Here is a 15,290-nt window from a genome sequence, read left to right on the forward strand (position 1 = left end):
AAGAGGGCTGTAAAGAAACCCTCTTTCCATAGGTCAGGAGAATAGCTCGCAATTGCTTAATATTTCATCTGTAGGGAGCAGGGTGGCTTCATGGATTCCTACTCTATTCTTTTTCATAAAGGATTGTACCGCATGATACCCAACCGCATAACCCGCAAATGGGGATAAGCCTACAGGCGGATATCCTTGTTCCGCTGCAAAGGTGTCACCAAACATATAGCTGCTGACGCTTGCAAATCCTTGAATGTCCAACGAGTTCTTTAGTACCGCTATGGAATATTCTAAGTCTTCTTCTTCCATAGAAGTGACCCACGGCCCTAAAAGCTCTTCTCCGTAAAGCTCCTTTGCGAACGATTCCGCTAATCCTTCAATAATTAAGTAATCACCAACGGTAACGTTACCATGATTCCAATCGAAATACGAGAAACGGATATTATGATGAAATTCATGGGCAATAATTGAAGGGATTCTCGGAATATTGTATGAGTTTGGATAAATAGACGTTTGTATAAATCCTGGAATGCCGCCAAATCCACAATAACCCTTTTGAAGTCTGAGCTTTTCCGGGTCGGCAAGGTACATTCCGAATTTCAGTGTATCCGCCTTGATTTGTAATTGATTGTTCTCTATATACTGCAAGCATTGATGTAAAGTTTGCGCTGCGGTTTCAAGAACGTTTATCGCTTTTAGCTTGGCTAAGGCTTCTTCGCCGGCTTTTGTGCTTGAAATATCAAGATATCCAAGCATTTTGGCCGCAGAAATTACATCGTATCCGTTAGGCTGCTTTGCCTTTAAGGGCACATTTATAGTATTCCACATCTCCTCAAAGGGCTTCATCATTGAAAAGCGGAAATAATTTTCTCTTTCACTGTCCATAGAAAACAAGGTTTCGTACTGTTTTAATGTATCTTCCACGATGATCTTCATATTTGTCCCCTTATGTTATGTTTGCTTCTCTACAAATTCCTTCATCGCCTTATTCATAAACTTTGCCAATCCTTCGCCATACTGATCGATGTTGTTCGTAAATCGTTCATCCTCGATATATAGCTGTCCTAATCCATAAAATGCATCAAGAGTATAAGTCGTAACGTTTTCATTTAGAAAGTCGTACCATTCTTGAATGCTGGCTTGTACTTCTGGAGAGGCTGGGGATTGCGTACAAAGGCCGGCGAGTGTACGGAAAATCGCATCCCATTTTTCAGACAAGTCGTTTTGTTCATTTACGGACATTTTCTCTACTTTGTGCTTTAGGTTATCGACAGATTGATCTCCCCAGCGCTGGCGTGCTTCTTGTTCATATGGGTCATCCCGAAAGTGAAATCCCTCGAATCGTTCTTCGTTTGTCATACGGATTTCTCCCCTCATATGTTGGATCGACTTATCAATGCTTTCAATCATTTTGTCGATGCTATTTCGTTTATGGATCAACATTTTTCGTTGTAAAATGAATGCTTCCTGTCGGTCAAACGATGGACTGTCAATCATCTTTTTGATTTCCTTTAGGGAAAAACCAAGCTCTTTGAAAAATAAGATTTGCTGCAATCGTTCCAGATTCTTCTCCGAATAAAGACGGTAGCCGGAAACGGTAGTCCCGCTTGGGGACAATAATCCAATATGATCGTAATGATGCAGTGTCCGGACACTAACGCCTGTTAGCGCTGCTACTTCCTTCACTTTCATTTCCATCTCATACACCCCTCCTTTGATTGCTACTATAAAGCATCACGCAGCGTTAGGGTCAATACATGAATCACAGCCATTAACGTAAAGCTATTTTACAGCAAAAAAATGACGGGAGACTGGCCCCCGCCATTTTTCATGGATCGATCTATTTGCTTGTATTGCGTTTAAGCAGCAAGGTAATTACAGCGAATGCCAGCACCATAAACAAGATGGCATCAATATGCTCGGACGGATCGCTGTGTGCTGGTGGAATCGTACTAGCCGACTCGCTTTTGGCGACAACAGCTGCCGGTCTGTCAAACATTCCTCCGGAGGAGGCTGGCTGCAATGCCGTGCCGCCGGCGGGTACCGTTTCAAAGATGGAAGGCACTTTATTGGCCATATCAAAACCGCCCCTTTGAAGATTGTCTATGAAGGTTCTGTTATTAGGATAGACAAGCCCGGAGCTAGTTAGTACGCATTTGGGAAATTTTATTTTTGAACTGGTCGATGGTAATCCCGGAAAACAGCGAAAAGCCCCCTTGCTCCAGAGCGATCAGCTTTCCGTCCATGACCGGATAGAAGCCTTGAAACCCTCCGTTAATCCGGTAGTAATTGCCAAATTCTAGCTTTCGGAGAAAGCAAACATAGGTGCCCGGCTCTAGTGGCCCGGGATATTCAATATTTATGGTGTCCGCTGCGGGAGGCAGCGGTTCCACGCCGGTCGTCATCACGCGCAGCGTGGATGCCGCTGGACTTCCTTTAAAAACGCGTTTTACCTGAAAGGTTTGAACAAAGTTAACGAGACGTCCGCTTGGTGTTGTACGGCTTGTCGGATACGTTTCCATTTCTTCTGTGAATTGTCCGAGAACGACGAGGTCGGCTGCTTGGTTGAGCTGGTTAGCCGAAGCATAGGTTTCCGGCTGTATAAGCTGTTCCCCCAAAGGCGCTGGCAAAAACGCAGTTTCCGGTGCAGGAGCTAGCAGGGTGAGCAGCAGTAGGAATCGTATCATGGGTTCAATTTGAGCCTCCTTGAGATTGTCATCGGAAGCATTCCCGTTAAATGAGGATAATATGTAAAATATTGTTTAATTAGCTGAGGATAAATCAAGGTGTGGGAGGGATACTAGAGGAAAATTGTTCAAATGGAGGGATTGCCATGGAACTTCGCAATGAAATGGTGCAAATCGGTTCTCATCGTATTTTTTATCGTTTGGCAGGCAGTGGATCGGAAACGGTTGTACTTATGCACGGGATACCAACCAATTCCATGCTTTGGTCGACGGTTATACCGCAGCTTGCATCCTCATATACAGTCATCGCACCGGATCTTCTTGGTTTCGGCCAATCCGGCCGCGCGACTGCGCAAGAATTGACACTGCCGAAGCAAGCGGAGCGTATGATTGCGCTCCTTGATCAGCTTGGTGTTCGCAAAGCCCATTTTGTAGGACATGATTTGGGGGGCGGCATCGCGCAAATCATTGCCGTTCGTTATCCCGAACGTGTGGCGAGCTTCGTCGTGGCGGACGGCGTGTGCTTCAGCAATTGGCCGCTTCCGCATGTAGTCTCCTTGCGCGCTCCGATTGCGCCGGAATTTGAGCCGTCACCTATTTTTATTGAGCGGATGATCCGCGGCGGCTTATATCATCAGGAGAGCATCTCGCCGGAGCTGATTCATGCGTTTGTTGCGCCGTTCGATCATCCGTCGGGTCCGGAGCAGCTGCAAAGCGCGTCATTTGCGCTTGAACATCATCAAACGGAAGAGCTCGTTCCGTATTTATCGAAGCTGAACGTTCCGGCCACCTTCTTATGGGGGCAGCACGACCGTTACTTACCGCCGTATTGGGGCATGAGGCTGCAGCAGACTGTACCAAACTCTCAGCTTCGCATTATTCCTCAAGCCAATCACTATTCGATGCTTGACAATCCGGGCGTGTTTGCGGGCGAGCTGCTTCAGCATTTGCAGCGTGCGAGTACGATGCAGCGGACACCAGTGCTTGTTTGAATCAAACAGGCTTAGAATAAATTTGCAAAAAATACTTTCATATGCTATAATGAAGTTCTGCTTGAATATTGACCTCAGATTATGATTCCGATTCACTGGCGCGGTCATTGGAGCCGCAAGGACGGGAGAGAGGCAGGGCTTTCGTTGTTTTGGTTGTTTCAGAGGAGCGAAGCCTTCTGCACCACAGTTTCATCGACAGGAAGATGAAGGTAGCTTTCATATAGGTATTCACATGGAATCGGGATGGGCTTTCAAAAGAAATTGAAGGTTGTTCCTGTGATGTTCGGAATATGGGTAGTTGTTTACATTGTGCAGGTACAGGTTTCGGTTATGTATTCAAGTTGTTCATTTGGAACGTCCGCAGAGCCCCGGCTTGCTGCGCTGAAACGATCAGCGCGGTGTTGGGTGAAGCAGCGGAAGTCGTTCCCTAATCAAAGCGGTCGCCCTAGAGGGTGGCCGCTTTTCCAATTCCAATTGAAGCGCACCTATCGTAGCCCTCGTTTGAGGTTTTCCTCGTATTGGAGACAGAACACTGCTTACTGTTGTCTAAATTGTGGCATGAAGTTTCATCGATTTGTCACTAAATTTGGGCAATGGAATGTTACAATGCAGTGGAAGTCATTTCCTAAAGGAGGAATTCGATCGTGAGCCAAGTGTTGACCGATGTCCTAAACAAGCAAATTGCAAATTGGAGCGTATTATATGTGAAGCTGCACCGTTTTCACTGGTATGTGAAGGGCAGTCAGTTTTTTACGCTGCATGCGAAGTTTGAGGAGCTGTACACTGAGGCGGGGCTTCATGTGGATTCTCTTGCGGAGCGGGTGCTTTCCATCTATGGAAAACCGCTGGCGAAGATGAAGGATTATTTGGCGGTAGCCTCTGTGAAAGAAGCAGAAGAGGAAGAAACGGCGAACGAGATGGTTGCTTCCGTTGTCGCTGACTTTGAAGCGATGATTTCCGAGTTAAAAGAAGGCATGAAAATTGCTGAGGAAGAGGATGATGAAACAACGGGCGATATGCTGCTTGCGATTCATACCTCGCTGGAGAAGCATGTATGGATGCTGTCCTCATTCCTTGGTAAATAATGATCGTAACCAGTAAGCCCCTCTTGCCGAAAATACGGCTCGAGGGGCTTTTTTCTGTCATAAGAAAATAAAGTATTTTTCTTATTGCTTAAGATAAGATAAGTCCCCTTTTTAAGCACTACATGCTACCCGCGTACGTTCTTTAATTAGTAATTGGAAATGGAATATAATGAAGAGGACGTAGCCCAAGCGAAGACGCGGGAGCGTCCTTTTTATTGAACTAACGGGCAGATTTGCTTCACAAAGGGCAGATAGGTATAGTGATTTAAAGATGGATAAAATAAATGAAAATCGGTGAAATATGAAGAACTTATTTTCTATTGGTGAGATGTCAAAGCTCCATAACACGACAATACAAGCATTGAGATATTACGATCAAATAGGTTTGTTAGTTCCAATCCATATCGATGAAAATAGCGGATATAGGTATTATTCAACCGAACAATTTGAACAGTTGAATACGATCAACTATCTCAAGGCTTTAGGGTTCTCACTCAAAGAAATCAAAGAGCAACTCGAACACCGGGATATAGAAAGTTTCCTAGACATGTTGGAAAAACAGAAGCAAATTACAGAAGCTAAAATCAACGAATTGCACAGAATTAGTTTAAAGTTTCAGAGTAGGATGGAGGAAATTCAAGAATCAAGAATAATAACGGATATTGGAATCCCACATTTAGAGGAAACTCCTGCGAGGAAAATTCTTCGAATGAAAGATAAAATATCGTCTGAACCCGATTGGGAAGTATCGCTTAGAAAATTAGAAAATATCTCAAATTTAGGCCCTTCGATTTTTATCGGAAGAGTCGGACTAACTATTGGTGTAGAGCATTTGTTAAAAGATAAATTTGATGAGTACAACTCCATATTCATTTTATTGGACGAGCATGATGTGAACCATGAACAAGTCGCGTATTTTCAAAGTGGCCTTTATGCCAGTATCAAGTTTAGGGGAAATCATAACAGTTCCCCCAAGTACTACAACATATTAATAAATTATATTCAACAAAACGGCTTGAAGATAGACGGTGACTCCATAGAAAGGACGATCATAGACCACTATATCTCCAAAGACCCGGAAGATTACCTTACCGAAATACAAATTCCCGTAAAAGATTGACTCTCTTCCTACAAGAGGGTCTATATTTTTTGTTGGATACTCATTTCGGAAGGAGATTGTTGAATGTTTGATTTTAGCACATTACTTTTCTTTATCGGCACCTCTGTCATACTTATTATTATTCCCGGGCCTGATCTTGTCTTTACAATTACACAGGGCTTGGCAAATGGGAAAAGGGCAGGGGTTACAACGGCATTAGGACTAAGTATAGGGAATATTGTTCATACGGCAGCGGCTGCGTTAGGCCTGTCTCTAATAGTCAAAACTTCGGTAATTCTTTTTACAATTATAAAATCACTGGGAGCGATATATCTATTGTACCTTGCCTATAAATCAATAAAATACAGAAAAAAAGGAATTGATTTAAACGGTATAGATAATAAGCGGGAAAGACTTTTTCAAAAAGGTATATTGATGAATATCCTTAACCCAAAGGTAGCCATTTTCTTCCTTACCTTTTTGCCGCAATTTGTCGATTACGAAAAGAGCAATGTGACGTTACAGATGCTGTGTCTTGGGTTTATTTTTATTATTATGACAGCAATACTGTTCGGCTTATTAGGTTATTTTTCGGGGATATTCAGGGATGCGTTATTACGTTCCCCACGTAATTTGGTCATAATGAATATATTGGCTGGTTTGATTTTTATCTGCTTGGCATTAAAGCTAATGACAATCAGACTTTAAATAGTGGAAACCATCGGTGGAATTCAAGTGAAAAAAATTTTCAACTAACGGCGAACGTTAGCTCAATAAAATAGCGACAGTCTAGGACTTAATTTTCGTCCCTGGCTGTCGCTATTTCATATTCTAGACTCAGTCTAAAACTTATTTTTAGGGAGTCTGACGGTATGACAATTCGAATAGGCTCCTCGAATAAAGTCATCTAGTTTAATACTTTATTTTCTGCTGACAGTTTCATCATTAGCGCTTACTGGAGCTATGCCGAGGTTAATTCCTCGCTAAACTGGGAATACCCGAAGCGGCGGCCGGCGAACTGGCCGATGTCGGGAAGCGGGATGTCGCTGCCCTGCTCCACAAGGCCGGAGCACTGGAAGCGGATCATGCAATGAAGCTTCCCTGTTTGCTTGGATTGATGGGCGGCGAAGTCCCGGATTGCTTCCAGCAAACGTTCATATTCTTCGTTTCCTTTGACGTAAGATAAACAAATGTCGGTATAAATCTCTATTCCAGTTTCGTTTTCTTTCACATAAGCGGTAGCGGTCCAGCCGTTCGGGTTGCCGTGCTCCGGTTCAAACCCGTACATATTCCAAGACACGGGAATTGCGTTCCACATGGTTAATCACTCCTTTGGCGATATCATCAGCTCAGGTCTGACAATTTGATCAAATTGCTCTTCCGTCAGCAATCCGCTTTGTAACGCAGCTTCCTTTAAGGTTGTGCCTTCCTTGTGCGCCGTCTTCGCGATGGCGGCGGCATTTTCATAGCCGATATGAGGATTTAAGGCGGTTACAAGCATCAGCGAACGCTCCAAATGGCTCTGTATGACCGGGAGGTTCGCTTCAATTCCTACCGCACAGTTTTCGTTAAAGGAAAGAATGGCGTCGGCCAGCAGGGTAACAGACTGCAAGAAATTATAGATGATGACCGGCTTGAACACGTTAAGCTCAAAGTTGCCCTGGCTCGCTGCAAAGCTGATCGCCGCATCGTTGCCCATGACCTGGCAGACGACCATCGTCATCGCTTCGGATTGCGTCGGGTTCACCTTACCCGGCATAATCGAGCTGCCCGGCTCATTGGCGGGGATTGTAATTTCGCCGATACCGCTCCGTGGTCCACTGGACAGCCAGCGCACGTCGTTCGCGACTTTCATTAGGTCGGCGGCCAGCGCCTTGATAGCACCATGGACATACACCAGCTCGTCGTGGCTCGTAAGAGCATGGAATTTGTTCGTTGCGGTAATGAATGGGATGCCGGTATATTTAGCGATTTCATCCGAGGTCATCTCACCGAAACGGGGATGGGCGTTAATGCCGGTGCCGACTGCCGTGCCCCCGATCGCCAGCTCTAGAAGGGAGTCCGAGCTTGCTCGGATCATTTGCTCGGTTTTCTCCAGCATACGGTACCAGCCGCTGATTTCTTGTCCTAAGGTGAGCGGCGTGGCATCCTGAAGATGGGTACGTCCGATTTTAATGATGTTGGCGAAATCGCTGCTCTTTTGCGCAAGCGTCTTCTTGAGCACCCCGATGGCCGGCAGCAGCTGCTCGTCGATGGCGGTACGGGCGGCAAGATGCATGGCCGTCGGGAACGTATCGTTTGAGCTTTGCGAACGGTTCACATCGTCATTCGGGTGAATGCGCAGGTCGCTTCCTTGTTCGGCCAGAAGCTGGTTTCCGCGAAAGGCAATAACCTCGTTGACGTTCATATTCGACTGGGTGCCGCTGCCCGTCTGCCAGACGACGAGCGGGAAGTGATCATCCCAGCGACCTTCGATAATTTCATCGGCCGCGGTAATAATTGCCTGCGCTTTCCGTTCATCCAGCTTGCCAAGCTTCTGATTGGCGATCGCTGCGCTCCGCTTCAAGATAGCAAACATACGAATTACCGCGAGCGGCATACGTTCTCCGCCGATTCGGAAATTTTGAAGGCTCCGCTGTGTTTGAGCCCCCCAGTATTTGTCCGCGGGAACTTGAATTTCACCGATAGTGTCCTTTTCTATCCGATAGTTCATAATAACCTCCTGATCTTCAGTCAATAACGCTAATGATTATCATTCTCACTTGGATTCTATCACACGAACCGGTTGGAGAAAAGAGGAAGTTTCCAACATGAAACGCAGCTTTTGTCGATTAGCTCTACTGCATATTCAGTTTTGCTTATTCCAGCATGAACCATACTAGGTACTGTTATTTTTCCCAAGTAAGCGAATATGGCGGCTTTTCCTGTTGGATCGAGGAGGCGCTGTACGCATTTATGCCTTGAAATCAACAAAAAATGGCTGCTCCGGTATCAGGGGCAACCATTTCTTGTATGTGCTTCACTTGCCTTTATGCTTTTCTTTAGCCTTCTGCTTGCGAAGCAGCCATTTGCGTTCCTGAAGCGCAAGCCGTTCTTCCCGGGAGATTTGCTTACGCTCACGCTTCCGGGCATCCAGCTCTAGCTTCATGGCTTCCTGGGCGTAGGTCGATACACCGGAGGCTTTCAACTCCTTGGCCACTTGACGTGCCAGCCTTTTCGGGTTCACTTTGCGTTCCGCAAGCGGTTGGACCGAAGCTTCACGCGTAACCGTCTCTAGGAGAGGAAGCATCCGAAATTGGATAAATTCCATGACTTCTCCATCGAGCGGCTCGGAGCCGAAAATATGCTTACATGCCCGAAGCCTTGTGCCGTTTACACTTTCTACAATGCCTACCCAATACTGTCCATCATAATGTACGGTTAGTTTCATCGAAACCGCCCCCTCTAATATGTTGCTATAGAGTGACGGACATCCCGAGGGGGGAAGGTTACTGACACGGAAACGTTCGTCCCGTGCGCCTGGACTACCGACCAGGTCTGTGTTTTTACACTCTACTTCCCATTAGTATGAAAGATGAAGGGACTATTTTACAAGAACCAAAAACGCTTTTAAAAAAATTGGCTCATTTCATTATGCAGCAGCATATTCCTATTCATTGGAAATTTCCGTTGAGTATGATAAATTTTGTAGAGGATAGCTTCCATTTACTGATGTTATTTTGTGGGCGGGACATGAACGAAAGAGCAGGCTTTGTGATAAAAATGTTTTTTTACTGGAGGTATGTATGTGTCCATTGAGACAGAGCAGGATTTGATTTCGCTTCAAAAAATCGGGAAGATCGTGGCACTTGCCCGAGAGGAGATGGTCAAGAGCGCCAAGCCCGGGATGACAACAGCTCAATTGGATGAGATCGGCAAAAGAATTTTGGATCAATATGGTGCGGTGGCTGCGCCTAAAAAGGAATATAATTTCCCGGGCACTGCATGCATTAGTATTAGTCCTGTTGCCGCGCACGGCATTCCTGATCATACGGTCTTAAAAGAAGGGGATATCGTCAATATCGATGTTTCCGCCGAGTTCGACGGTTATTACGCGGACACGGGCGCTACTCTTGTGCTGCAGCCCGATTCGAGCTCATGGAAGCAGAGGCTGGTTGAATGCTCAAGCCGTGCACTGCTCAAAGGCTTGGAGAAAGCCAAGGCAGGCACAAGGCTGAATCAAATCGGGCGAGCTATTCAGAACGAAGCACGGGCAAGCGGTTTTCAGGTCATTAAAAATTTGTCGGGCCACGGAATTGGAAGAAAGCTACACGAGGCGCCAGACTCCATCGTTAATTATTATGAACCGCGGGACAGCCGTTTGCTTCGTGCAGGACTGGTGCTTGCGGTAGAAACCTTTATTTCCAGCGGAGCGGAGGAAGTGGAGGAAGGCAGTGACGGCTGGGCGCTCGTGACACCGGACGGCAGCTATGTCGCGCAGTTTGAGCATACGATTGTGGTTACGGACAAAGCACCGATTATTTTAACGGCGGTGTGACTTTCCTCCGCATCGCTGATACAAATAGGAAGATTAGAACAGGATTTGTAGGTCAGAGCGGCTGTGTCCTGTTGGTGAATAAGGTCCCGGCAAGAGGTTTTATCCAAAAGATACGTTATCTACACAGAGCGGACTGCCCAATGGAGGCAGTCTTTTTTCTGCAGCTGGAACATTGGATGTTGTAACGAGGCTTGAAAATTATAGGCTCAGGCTATTGAAACGCAGCTGCGAGTGTGATAAATTATACCTCATTAGAACTACAGAACTGAGATAGACTTTTGGTCACGATAGTGAGGGATAGCTTTGCCGGAGCGCAAGCACAAAATTATAGAGGCCGCAAAGACGTCGTTTTCTTTGTACGGGTATAAGGGCACAACGATGGACCGCATCGCTAAAATTGCCGGTGTCGGTAAGGGCACGATCTACATTTTTTTTGAAAACAAGGAAGTGCTGCTGAACGAAATCATTACCGGTTTGGTTGATGAAATGAACAGGGAAGCGGATAAGGCGATTTTGGGTAAGGAGACGATTCGCGAGAAACATCATGCCGCGATTTACGCGCTTCTGATGTACCGCAAAGAGCATGAATTGCTCATCAAGCTGGCTCGCGAAGAGAATGACATCGGCACGGAGGCAGTAAAAAAAGCACTGCAGGAGCTGGAAACGCAAATTGTAGACTTAATATCGAGCAGACTGACGCGGGCTATCAAGAATGGATGGATAAAAGAATGCGATCCCGAAATTACTGCCTTTGTGATGTACAAAATGTATACGGCGCTTGTTTATGATTGGGAATCCAAGCATTCGCCTTTAACCGATGAGCGGATTTCTGAGCTGTTTGGTTTGTATTTGATGGACGGATTGGCTGTAAAGAAGTAGAGAAATAAGGTTTAAACAAAAGGGAGCGGAAAGAACATGATGAAGGTAGTTCGGCCGTTGGTTTATGTTGTCATGGCCGCATTAATTGGCGGCGGATTTTATATGCTGCAGCCGGGTACGGCGCTGATGAGCAATCCCGGGGCTTCGGCGTCCGCGCCAACGGCGTATCTTGAGCGGAATGAGCTGAACGCGAGCTTTAAGATCGGCGGACGGATTTCCGAGCTGCTCGTGAAGGAAGGCGACGTGGTCAAGAAGGGGCAGGTCATTGCACGTCTGCAGAACGACGAGCTGCTCGCGAAGGTGGAGCAGGCTAAGGCGGCAGTCGCGCTGGCCGGCGGGAAAATCGGCGAAGCGACCGGCGCAGTGGAAACGGCGAAGGTGAAAGCGGAGCAGGGGCAAGACGCCGTGGCGCTGACAAGCGGCACGGTCGAGGCGCAAATCGCGCAGGCGGAGGCCGCTGTGAAGGCTGCGCAGGCGAAGGTCGATGCGATGCATGCCGGCGCAAGACCGGAGGAGCGCAAGCAGGCGGAGATCCAGCTTGCCGCGACGAAAGAGGTGCTCGCGGTAGCGGAGACGAATTTGCAGCGCGCGACGGCGCTGTTTCAAGAGGGGCTGGCCGCAAAGACGGATGTGGATAAGGCGAATGTTTCTTATCAGGAAGCGAAGGCGAAATACGACGCGGCCTTCCAGCAAAATGAGCTCGTGACGCAAGGCCCGCGCGAAGAGGAGGTCCGCGCCGCCGAGGCGCAGCTGGAGCAGGCGCAAAGCGCGCTGCAGCTGGCACAGGCGAGCCGTGCGCAGGTGCCGGTGCGCCAGGGCGACGTGAAGGCCGCCGGTGCGGCGCAGCAGCAGGCGGAGGGCGCGCTGCAGTCGGCGCAGTCCGCGCGTCAGCAGGCGGAAGCGGCGCTTGCCGAGGCGCAGACCTACCTCGGCTACGCGGAGCTTATCGCTCCGGCCGACGGTGTGATCATCGCCCAATCGGCGCAGCTTGGCGAGCTGGTTGGCTCCGGTTTCCCGGTATTTACGCTGCAAACGGCGGAAGAAACGTGGGCGAAGTTTTTCTTGACGGAGAAGGAGCTGCCGGGCTTGAAGACCGGTGACCGGGTGGAGGCGACTCTCGTGTCAACTGGGGAGACCGTGCAGGGCGAGATTGCTTTGATTTCCCCGGGGGCGGATTTTTCAGTGAAGAAAGCATCGCAGAATGCAGGTCAAACGGACATCCGCTCGTTCGGGGTGAAGGTTCGCTTCAACCAGCTGCCGGAATCGGCTCGGGCAGGGATGACGGTTTTATGGCGAGGATTAAGTACTAGCGCTGCTGCTGCGGAGCCGGCGGCTGCCGTAGAGGGCGCAGCTGCGGAAGGCCAAGGTGAAGATACTGCACAAAGCATAGAAACACAGCCTAAGGGTGAACAGTAATGCGGCTTACAATTCGTAATGTCATCCGTGATGAATGGCGGACGATTTTTACCGACCGCAGGCTGCTCGCCATGCTGCTCATCATTCCGCTGCTGTATACCTTGTTATTCGGATTTTTATATATGAACGGACGCGCCACTGAATTTCCGACCGTAATTGCCGACCATGATGACTCACAGCTGTCGCGGCAAATGGTGCAGGCGTTCGATGAAAGTGAATCGTTCCAGGTGATCCGGTTCACTGAGTCGGAGGATGCGCTCAAAAAGGCGCTCGCTTCCGGGGAGGCGAAAGTCGGAGTCGTCATTCCGAACGGCTTTTCGGCTTCGTTGAAGCATGGCGACGTGCTGCCGGTGCTGACTCTAATTGACGGAAGCAATATGATGATCTCCAATGCTGCTACGCGGGGGGCGAACGAAATCGTAAACACCTTCAGCCTCGGTTTTTCGGCCAAAAAGCTGCAAATGCAGGGGCTGCGGGATGAACAGATCAGCGCTACCTTTCAAGCGATCCCTTTCCGGTACCGGGTGCTGTATAACCCTACTTTTAATTACCGCGATTTTCTTGTATACGGGTTAGTCGGCGCCGCGCTTCAGCAGGTGCTGCTGCTCGGTATATCGATAGCTGTGACCCGGGATAAGGAGCGCGGCGAATGGAGTCGTTTTGCCGTATGGCGGCGAAACCCGTGGCGGATTGCATTTGCCAAATCCGTTCCGTATTTTGTGATCGGTATGATAAACAGCTTAACCACGCTGATCCTGGGCGTCTATGGCTTCCATTTGCCGCTGGTGGGGTCTTCGCTGCTCATGCTGCCTCTCGCAGCTGCGTTTACCTTTGCGGTGCTTGGAATCGGTTATTTGGCCAGCTTGTTTTCGTCAAGCTCGCTTAATGCGACGCAAACAGCAATGCTCGTTGCGGTTCCCTCTTTTATGCTGTCCGGCTTTACGTTTCCTTTTGAGGCGATGCCGAAGGCCATTTCCATACTCGGTCATATGCTGCCGCTGACGTATTTTCTGGATGGAGTTCGGTCTGTTCTGGTTAAAGGCGCAGGCTGGGAGTCGGTGGCACACAATTGTATATCGCTTAGCTTAATTGGACTCATTACGTTTTTCATCTCATTTGTGATAAGCCGTTTTGTCATTTTTAAAAAGGATTCGGATGTTTTATCGGCGGAGAATTCCGCGTCACAAGGACGGTCGGCGCTGCCTGCAGGGCATACCGGCAGTCCGTTATCGATGTAAGGAGTGTTTGTGGTGAAAATGAAAACACGCATTTCGGCGGCTTCCGCCCTGCTACTTTTTCTAACGGCTCTGTTGATTGTGCCTTCAGGCATTGCAGCAGCGGCGGATGAAGTGGATTACTACGGGGAATGGCTGTCCGAGCAGGATAAGAAAGCGCAGCAGTTTCCGGTATCCGAGATGGTTCATATGGATGAGATTGACCTGGAGACGGTATTGCAGCGGGCGACGGAGGTTTCCAACAATATAAAGCTGTTGACGTTGAAAAGCAGCTATTTGAAGGCGAAGTCGAGTGATGTGAACATTCAGGCGTCGGAGCTTTCCACCGGTGAAGCGCGGACCGTAACCCTGCCTACGACGGCCGAGCAGTTTATGGGCAGCTCGAATTACACCGTGCCGAAGCCTGAGGTGTGGATGGGACCTGTGGCGGAAACGAACACGGTGGTGACTGCTGTCGTTTATGGACAGGCGAAAATGGTCAGCGGAATGAACCGCCTTATTGAGAAGCAGCGTTTCCAGATGATTGTAACGGCAAAGCAGGTGGATTCTGAATCGATTAACGCGCAGATTCAGCAAAATGAAGCGGCGAAAGGCGTTCGGCTGCAAATGACGGGTCAATATGCCACCCTGCTTTCATTGAAAAAGCAGGAAAAGCTGATGGAGCAATATTTGGAGCTGCTTACGTCAAAGGTGAAGGCGGCGAAGGTGAAGCTGCAATACGGACTCGCTTCGGAGGACGATGTGACGAATGCGGAGCGCGCGCTGCAAAAACAGCAGGATGATTTAGCGGTTGTAAAAAATAATGTGTTATTATCGCTGGCGCAGCTTTCCTTTGATTTGGGGATCGAATATAATCCGGATTTGAAGGTAGCAGATCTGCCTGAAGCGACCTTGGAGCCGGTGGAGCGTGCGGATGTGGAGACGCTGGTGGAGAAGTCGTTTGCCATGCAAATGGCCTATGTGAACTTAAACCAAGCCGGCTGGGAGAAGAGTTTTACCACCGATCCGAACTTTAACGGGCGCGAGGCTCTTAACACGAATATTGCGCTGCAAAGAGGGAAGATCGCTCAGCTGCGCGTCGATTTGCAAAAGAAAATTGAAGCGGTGTATACCGAAGCGGATAATCTTTACGAGGCGTACCGTGTAGAGCGGAGAAATAGAGACGATGCACATGCCGACTACGAAAAGATGAAGATTCGCTTTGAAAATGGTGTCATCGCCAAGCATGATTTGGAGCAGCTTGCGTTTAAAGTAACCCAGGCGGATACGATGCTCGAGCTGGCGTCCATTAAATATGCGGTTGCGGTGGAAAAGGAAAAGGCGATGGAGCAGGGGCTCATCCCCTAGGAGATATTATTTGGCCTGATGC

16 protein-coding genes are annotated in these 15,290 nt (G+C 48.3%); 9 read left to right on the forward strand and 7 right to left on the reverse strand.

The window, feature by feature from the left end; all coding sequences use genetic code 11:
- Positions 1 to 33: 33 nt before the first annotated feature.
- From GQS10_RS09760 to GQS10_RS09775, 4 genes are all read right to left on the reverse strand, one after another.
- A complete protein-coding gene (locus tag GQS10_RS09760; protein ID WP_166241514.1) occupies positions 34 to 927 on the reverse strand; it encodes a DUF2268 domain-containing putative Zn-dependent protease in 894 nt (297 codons plus the stop codon).
- Positions 928 to 942: 15 nt separating this feature from the next.
- On the reverse strand, positions 943 to 1,689 hold the full coding sequence (locus GQS10_RS09765) for a MerR family transcriptional regulator (protein ID WP_166241516.1): 747 nt from the start codon (positions 1,687 to 1,689) through the stop codon (positions 943 to 945).
- A gap of 142 nt (positions 1,690 to 1,831) precedes the next feature.
- Positions 1,832 to 2,068, reverse strand: coding sequence for a hypothetical protein (locus GQS10_RS09770; RefSeq protein WP_166241518.1), 237 nt, complete (start codon positions 2,066 to 2,068; stop codon positions 1,832 to 1,834).
- A 64-nt stretch (positions 2,069 to 2,132) separates the two neighbouring features.
- A complete protein-coding gene (locus GQS10_RS09775; protein ID WP_166241520.1) occupies positions 2,133 to 2,678 on the reverse strand; it encodes a hypothetical protein in 546 nt (181 codons plus the stop codon).
- Between the two features lie 146 nt (positions 2,679 to 2,824).
- Between GQS10_RS09775 and GQS10_RS09780 the strand changes: the two genes are divergently transcribed.
- The 4 genes from GQS10_RS09780 to GQS10_RS09795 all read left to right on the forward strand — a co-directional run bounded on the left by GQS10_RS09780 (position 2,825) and on the right by GQS10_RS09795 (position 6,562).
- The gene (locus tag GQS10_RS09780) at positions 2,825 to 3,670 is read left to right on the forward strand and encodes an alpha/beta fold hydrolase (protein ID WP_166241522.1); all 846 of its coding nucleotides are present in this window, start codon (positions 2,825 to 2,827) and stop codon (positions 3,668 to 3,670) included.
- A gap of 644 nt (positions 3,671 to 4,314) precedes the next feature.
- Positions 4,315 to 4,755 (forward strand): ferritin-like domain-containing protein, encoded by a 441-nt coding sequence (locus GQS10_RS09785; RefSeq protein WP_166241524.1) that lies wholly within the window; start codon positions 4,315 to 4,317, stop codon positions 4,753 to 4,755.
- Positions 4,756 to 5,056: 301 nt separating this feature from the next.
- Complete coding sequence (locus GQS10_RS09790) at positions 5,057 to 5,875, forward strand: MerR family transcriptional regulator (protein WP_166241526.1); 819 nt, start codon at positions 5,057 to 5,059, stop codon at positions 5,873 to 5,875.
- Between the two features lie 63 nt (positions 5,876 to 5,938).
- A complete protein-coding gene (locus tag GQS10_RS09795) occupies positions 5,939 to 6,562 on the forward strand; it encodes a LysE family translocator (protein WP_166241528.1) in 624 nt (207 codons plus the stop codon).
- Between the two features lie 253 nt (positions 6,563 to 6,815).
- Here GQS10_RS09795 and GQS10_RS09800 read toward each other — a convergent pair whose 3' ends face one another.
- The 3 genes from GQS10_RS09800 to GQS10_RS09810 form a co-directional block, all read right to left on the reverse strand.
- A complete protein-coding gene (locus tag GQS10_RS09800) occupies positions 6,816 to 7,172 on the reverse strand; it encodes a hypothetical protein (RefSeq protein WP_166241530.1) in 357 nt (118 codons plus the stop codon).
- A gap of 6 nt (positions 7,173 to 7,178) precedes the next feature.
- Positions 7,179 to 8,567: a class II fumarate hydratase gene (gene fumC / locus GQS10_RS09805; protein ID WP_166241532.1), complete on the reverse strand. Its 1,389-nt coding sequence runs from the start codon at positions 8,565 to 8,567 to the stop codon at positions 7,179 to 7,181.
- A gap of 306 nt (positions 8,568 to 8,873) precedes the next feature.
- Positions 8,874 to 9,284, reverse strand: a complete 411-nt coding sequence (locus tag GQS10_RS09810) for a YjdF family protein (protein ID WP_166241534.1) — start codon at positions 9,282 to 9,284, stop codon at positions 8,874 to 8,876.
- Positions 9,285 to 9,635: 351 nt separating this feature from the next.
- On the opposite strand from GQS10_RS09810, the gene map reads away from it, so the two are divergent.
- The 5 genes from map (at position 9,636) to GQS10_RS09835 (ending at position 15,268) form a co-directional block, all read left to right on the forward strand.
- On the forward strand, positions 9,636 to 10,391 hold the full coding sequence (gene map, locus GQS10_RS09815) for a type I methionyl aminopeptidase (protein WP_207952213.1): 756 nt from the start codon (positions 9,636 to 9,638) through the stop codon (positions 10,389 to 10,391).
- Between the two features lie 303 nt (positions 10,392 to 10,694).
- Positions 10,695 to 11,270, forward strand: a complete 576-nt coding sequence (locus GQS10_RS09820) for a TetR/AcrR family transcriptional regulator (protein WP_207952214.1) — start codon at positions 10,695 to 10,697, stop codon at positions 11,268 to 11,270.
- A 36-nt stretch (positions 11,271 to 11,306) separates the two neighbouring features.
- On the forward strand, positions 11,307 to 12,686 hold the full coding sequence (locus GQS10_RS09825) for an HlyD family secretion protein (protein ID WP_243735089.1): 1,380 nt from the start codon (positions 11,307 to 11,309) through the stop codon (positions 12,684 to 12,686).
- A complete protein-coding gene (locus GQS10_RS09830; protein WP_166241538.1) occupies positions 12,686 to 13,924 on the forward strand; it encodes an ABC transporter permease in 1,239 nt (412 codons plus the stop codon). The genes GQS10_RS09825 and GQS10_RS09830 overlap by 1 nt, the downstream gene beginning before the upstream one ends.
- A 12-nt stretch (positions 13,925 to 13,936) precedes the next feature.
- Positions 13,937 to 15,268, forward strand: a complete 1,332-nt coding sequence (locus tag GQS10_RS09835; protein ID WP_166241540.1) for a TolC family protein — start codon at positions 13,937 to 13,939, stop codon at positions 15,266 to 15,268.
- Positions 15,269 to 15,290: the final 22 nt, after the last annotated feature.

It is taken from the genome of Paenibacillus turpanensis (assembly GCF_011421635.1).
GTDB lineage: Bacteria > Bacillota > Bacilli > Paenibacillales > YIM-B00363 > Paenibacillus_AK > Paenibacillus_AK turpanensis.

Coding starts and splice junctions, on each gene's coding strand:
- GQS10_RS09770 (WP_166241518.1), bottom strand. CDS start 2,068: ATGGCCAATAAAGTGCCTTCCATCTTTGAAACGGTACCCGCCGGCGGC.
- GQS10_RS09790 (WP_166241526.1), top strand. CDS start 5,057: ATGAAGAACTTATTTTCTATTGGTGAGATGTCAAAGCTCCATAACACG.
- GQS10_RS09825 (WP_243735089.1), top strand. CDS start 11,307: ATGATGAAGGTAGTTCGGCCGTTGGTTTATGTTGTCATGGCCGCATTA.
- GQS10_RS09810 (WP_166241534.1), bottom strand. CDS start 9,284: ATGAAACTAACCGTACATTATGATGGACAGTATTGGGTAGGCATTGTA.
- GQS10_RS09775 (WP_166241520.1), bottom strand. CDS start 2,678: ATGATACGATTCCTACTGCTGCTCACCCTGCTAGCTCCTGCACCGGAA.
- fumC (WP_166241532.1), bottom strand. CDS start 8,567: ATGAACTATCGGATAGAAAAGGACACTATCGGTGAAATTCAAGTTCCC.
- GQS10_RS09780 (WP_166241522.1), top strand. CDS start 2,825: ATGGAACTTCGCAATGAAATGGTGCAAATCGGTTCTCATCGTATTTTT.
- GQS10_RS09800 (WP_166241530.1), bottom strand. CDS start 7,172: ATGTGGAACGCAATTCCCGTGTCTTGGAATATGTACGGGTTTGAACCG.
- GQS10_RS09830 (WP_166241538.1), top strand. CDS start 12,686: ATGCGGCTTACAATTCGTAATGTCATCCGTGATGAATGGCGGACGATT.
- GQS10_RS09765 (WP_166241516.1), bottom strand. CDS start 1,689: ATGGAAATGAAAGTGAAGGAAGTAGCAGCGCTAACAGGCGTTAGTGTC.
- GQS10_RS09795 (WP_166241528.1), top strand. CDS start 5,939: ATGTTTGATTTTAGCACATTACTTTTCTTTATCGGCACCTCTGTCATA.
- map (WP_207952213.1), top strand. CDS start 9,636: ATGTATGTGTCCATTGAGACAGAGCAGGATTTGATTTCGCTTCAAAAA.
- GQS10_RS09760 (WP_166241514.1), bottom strand. CDS start 927: ATGAAGATCATCGTGGAAGATACATTAAAACAGTACGAAACCTTGTTT.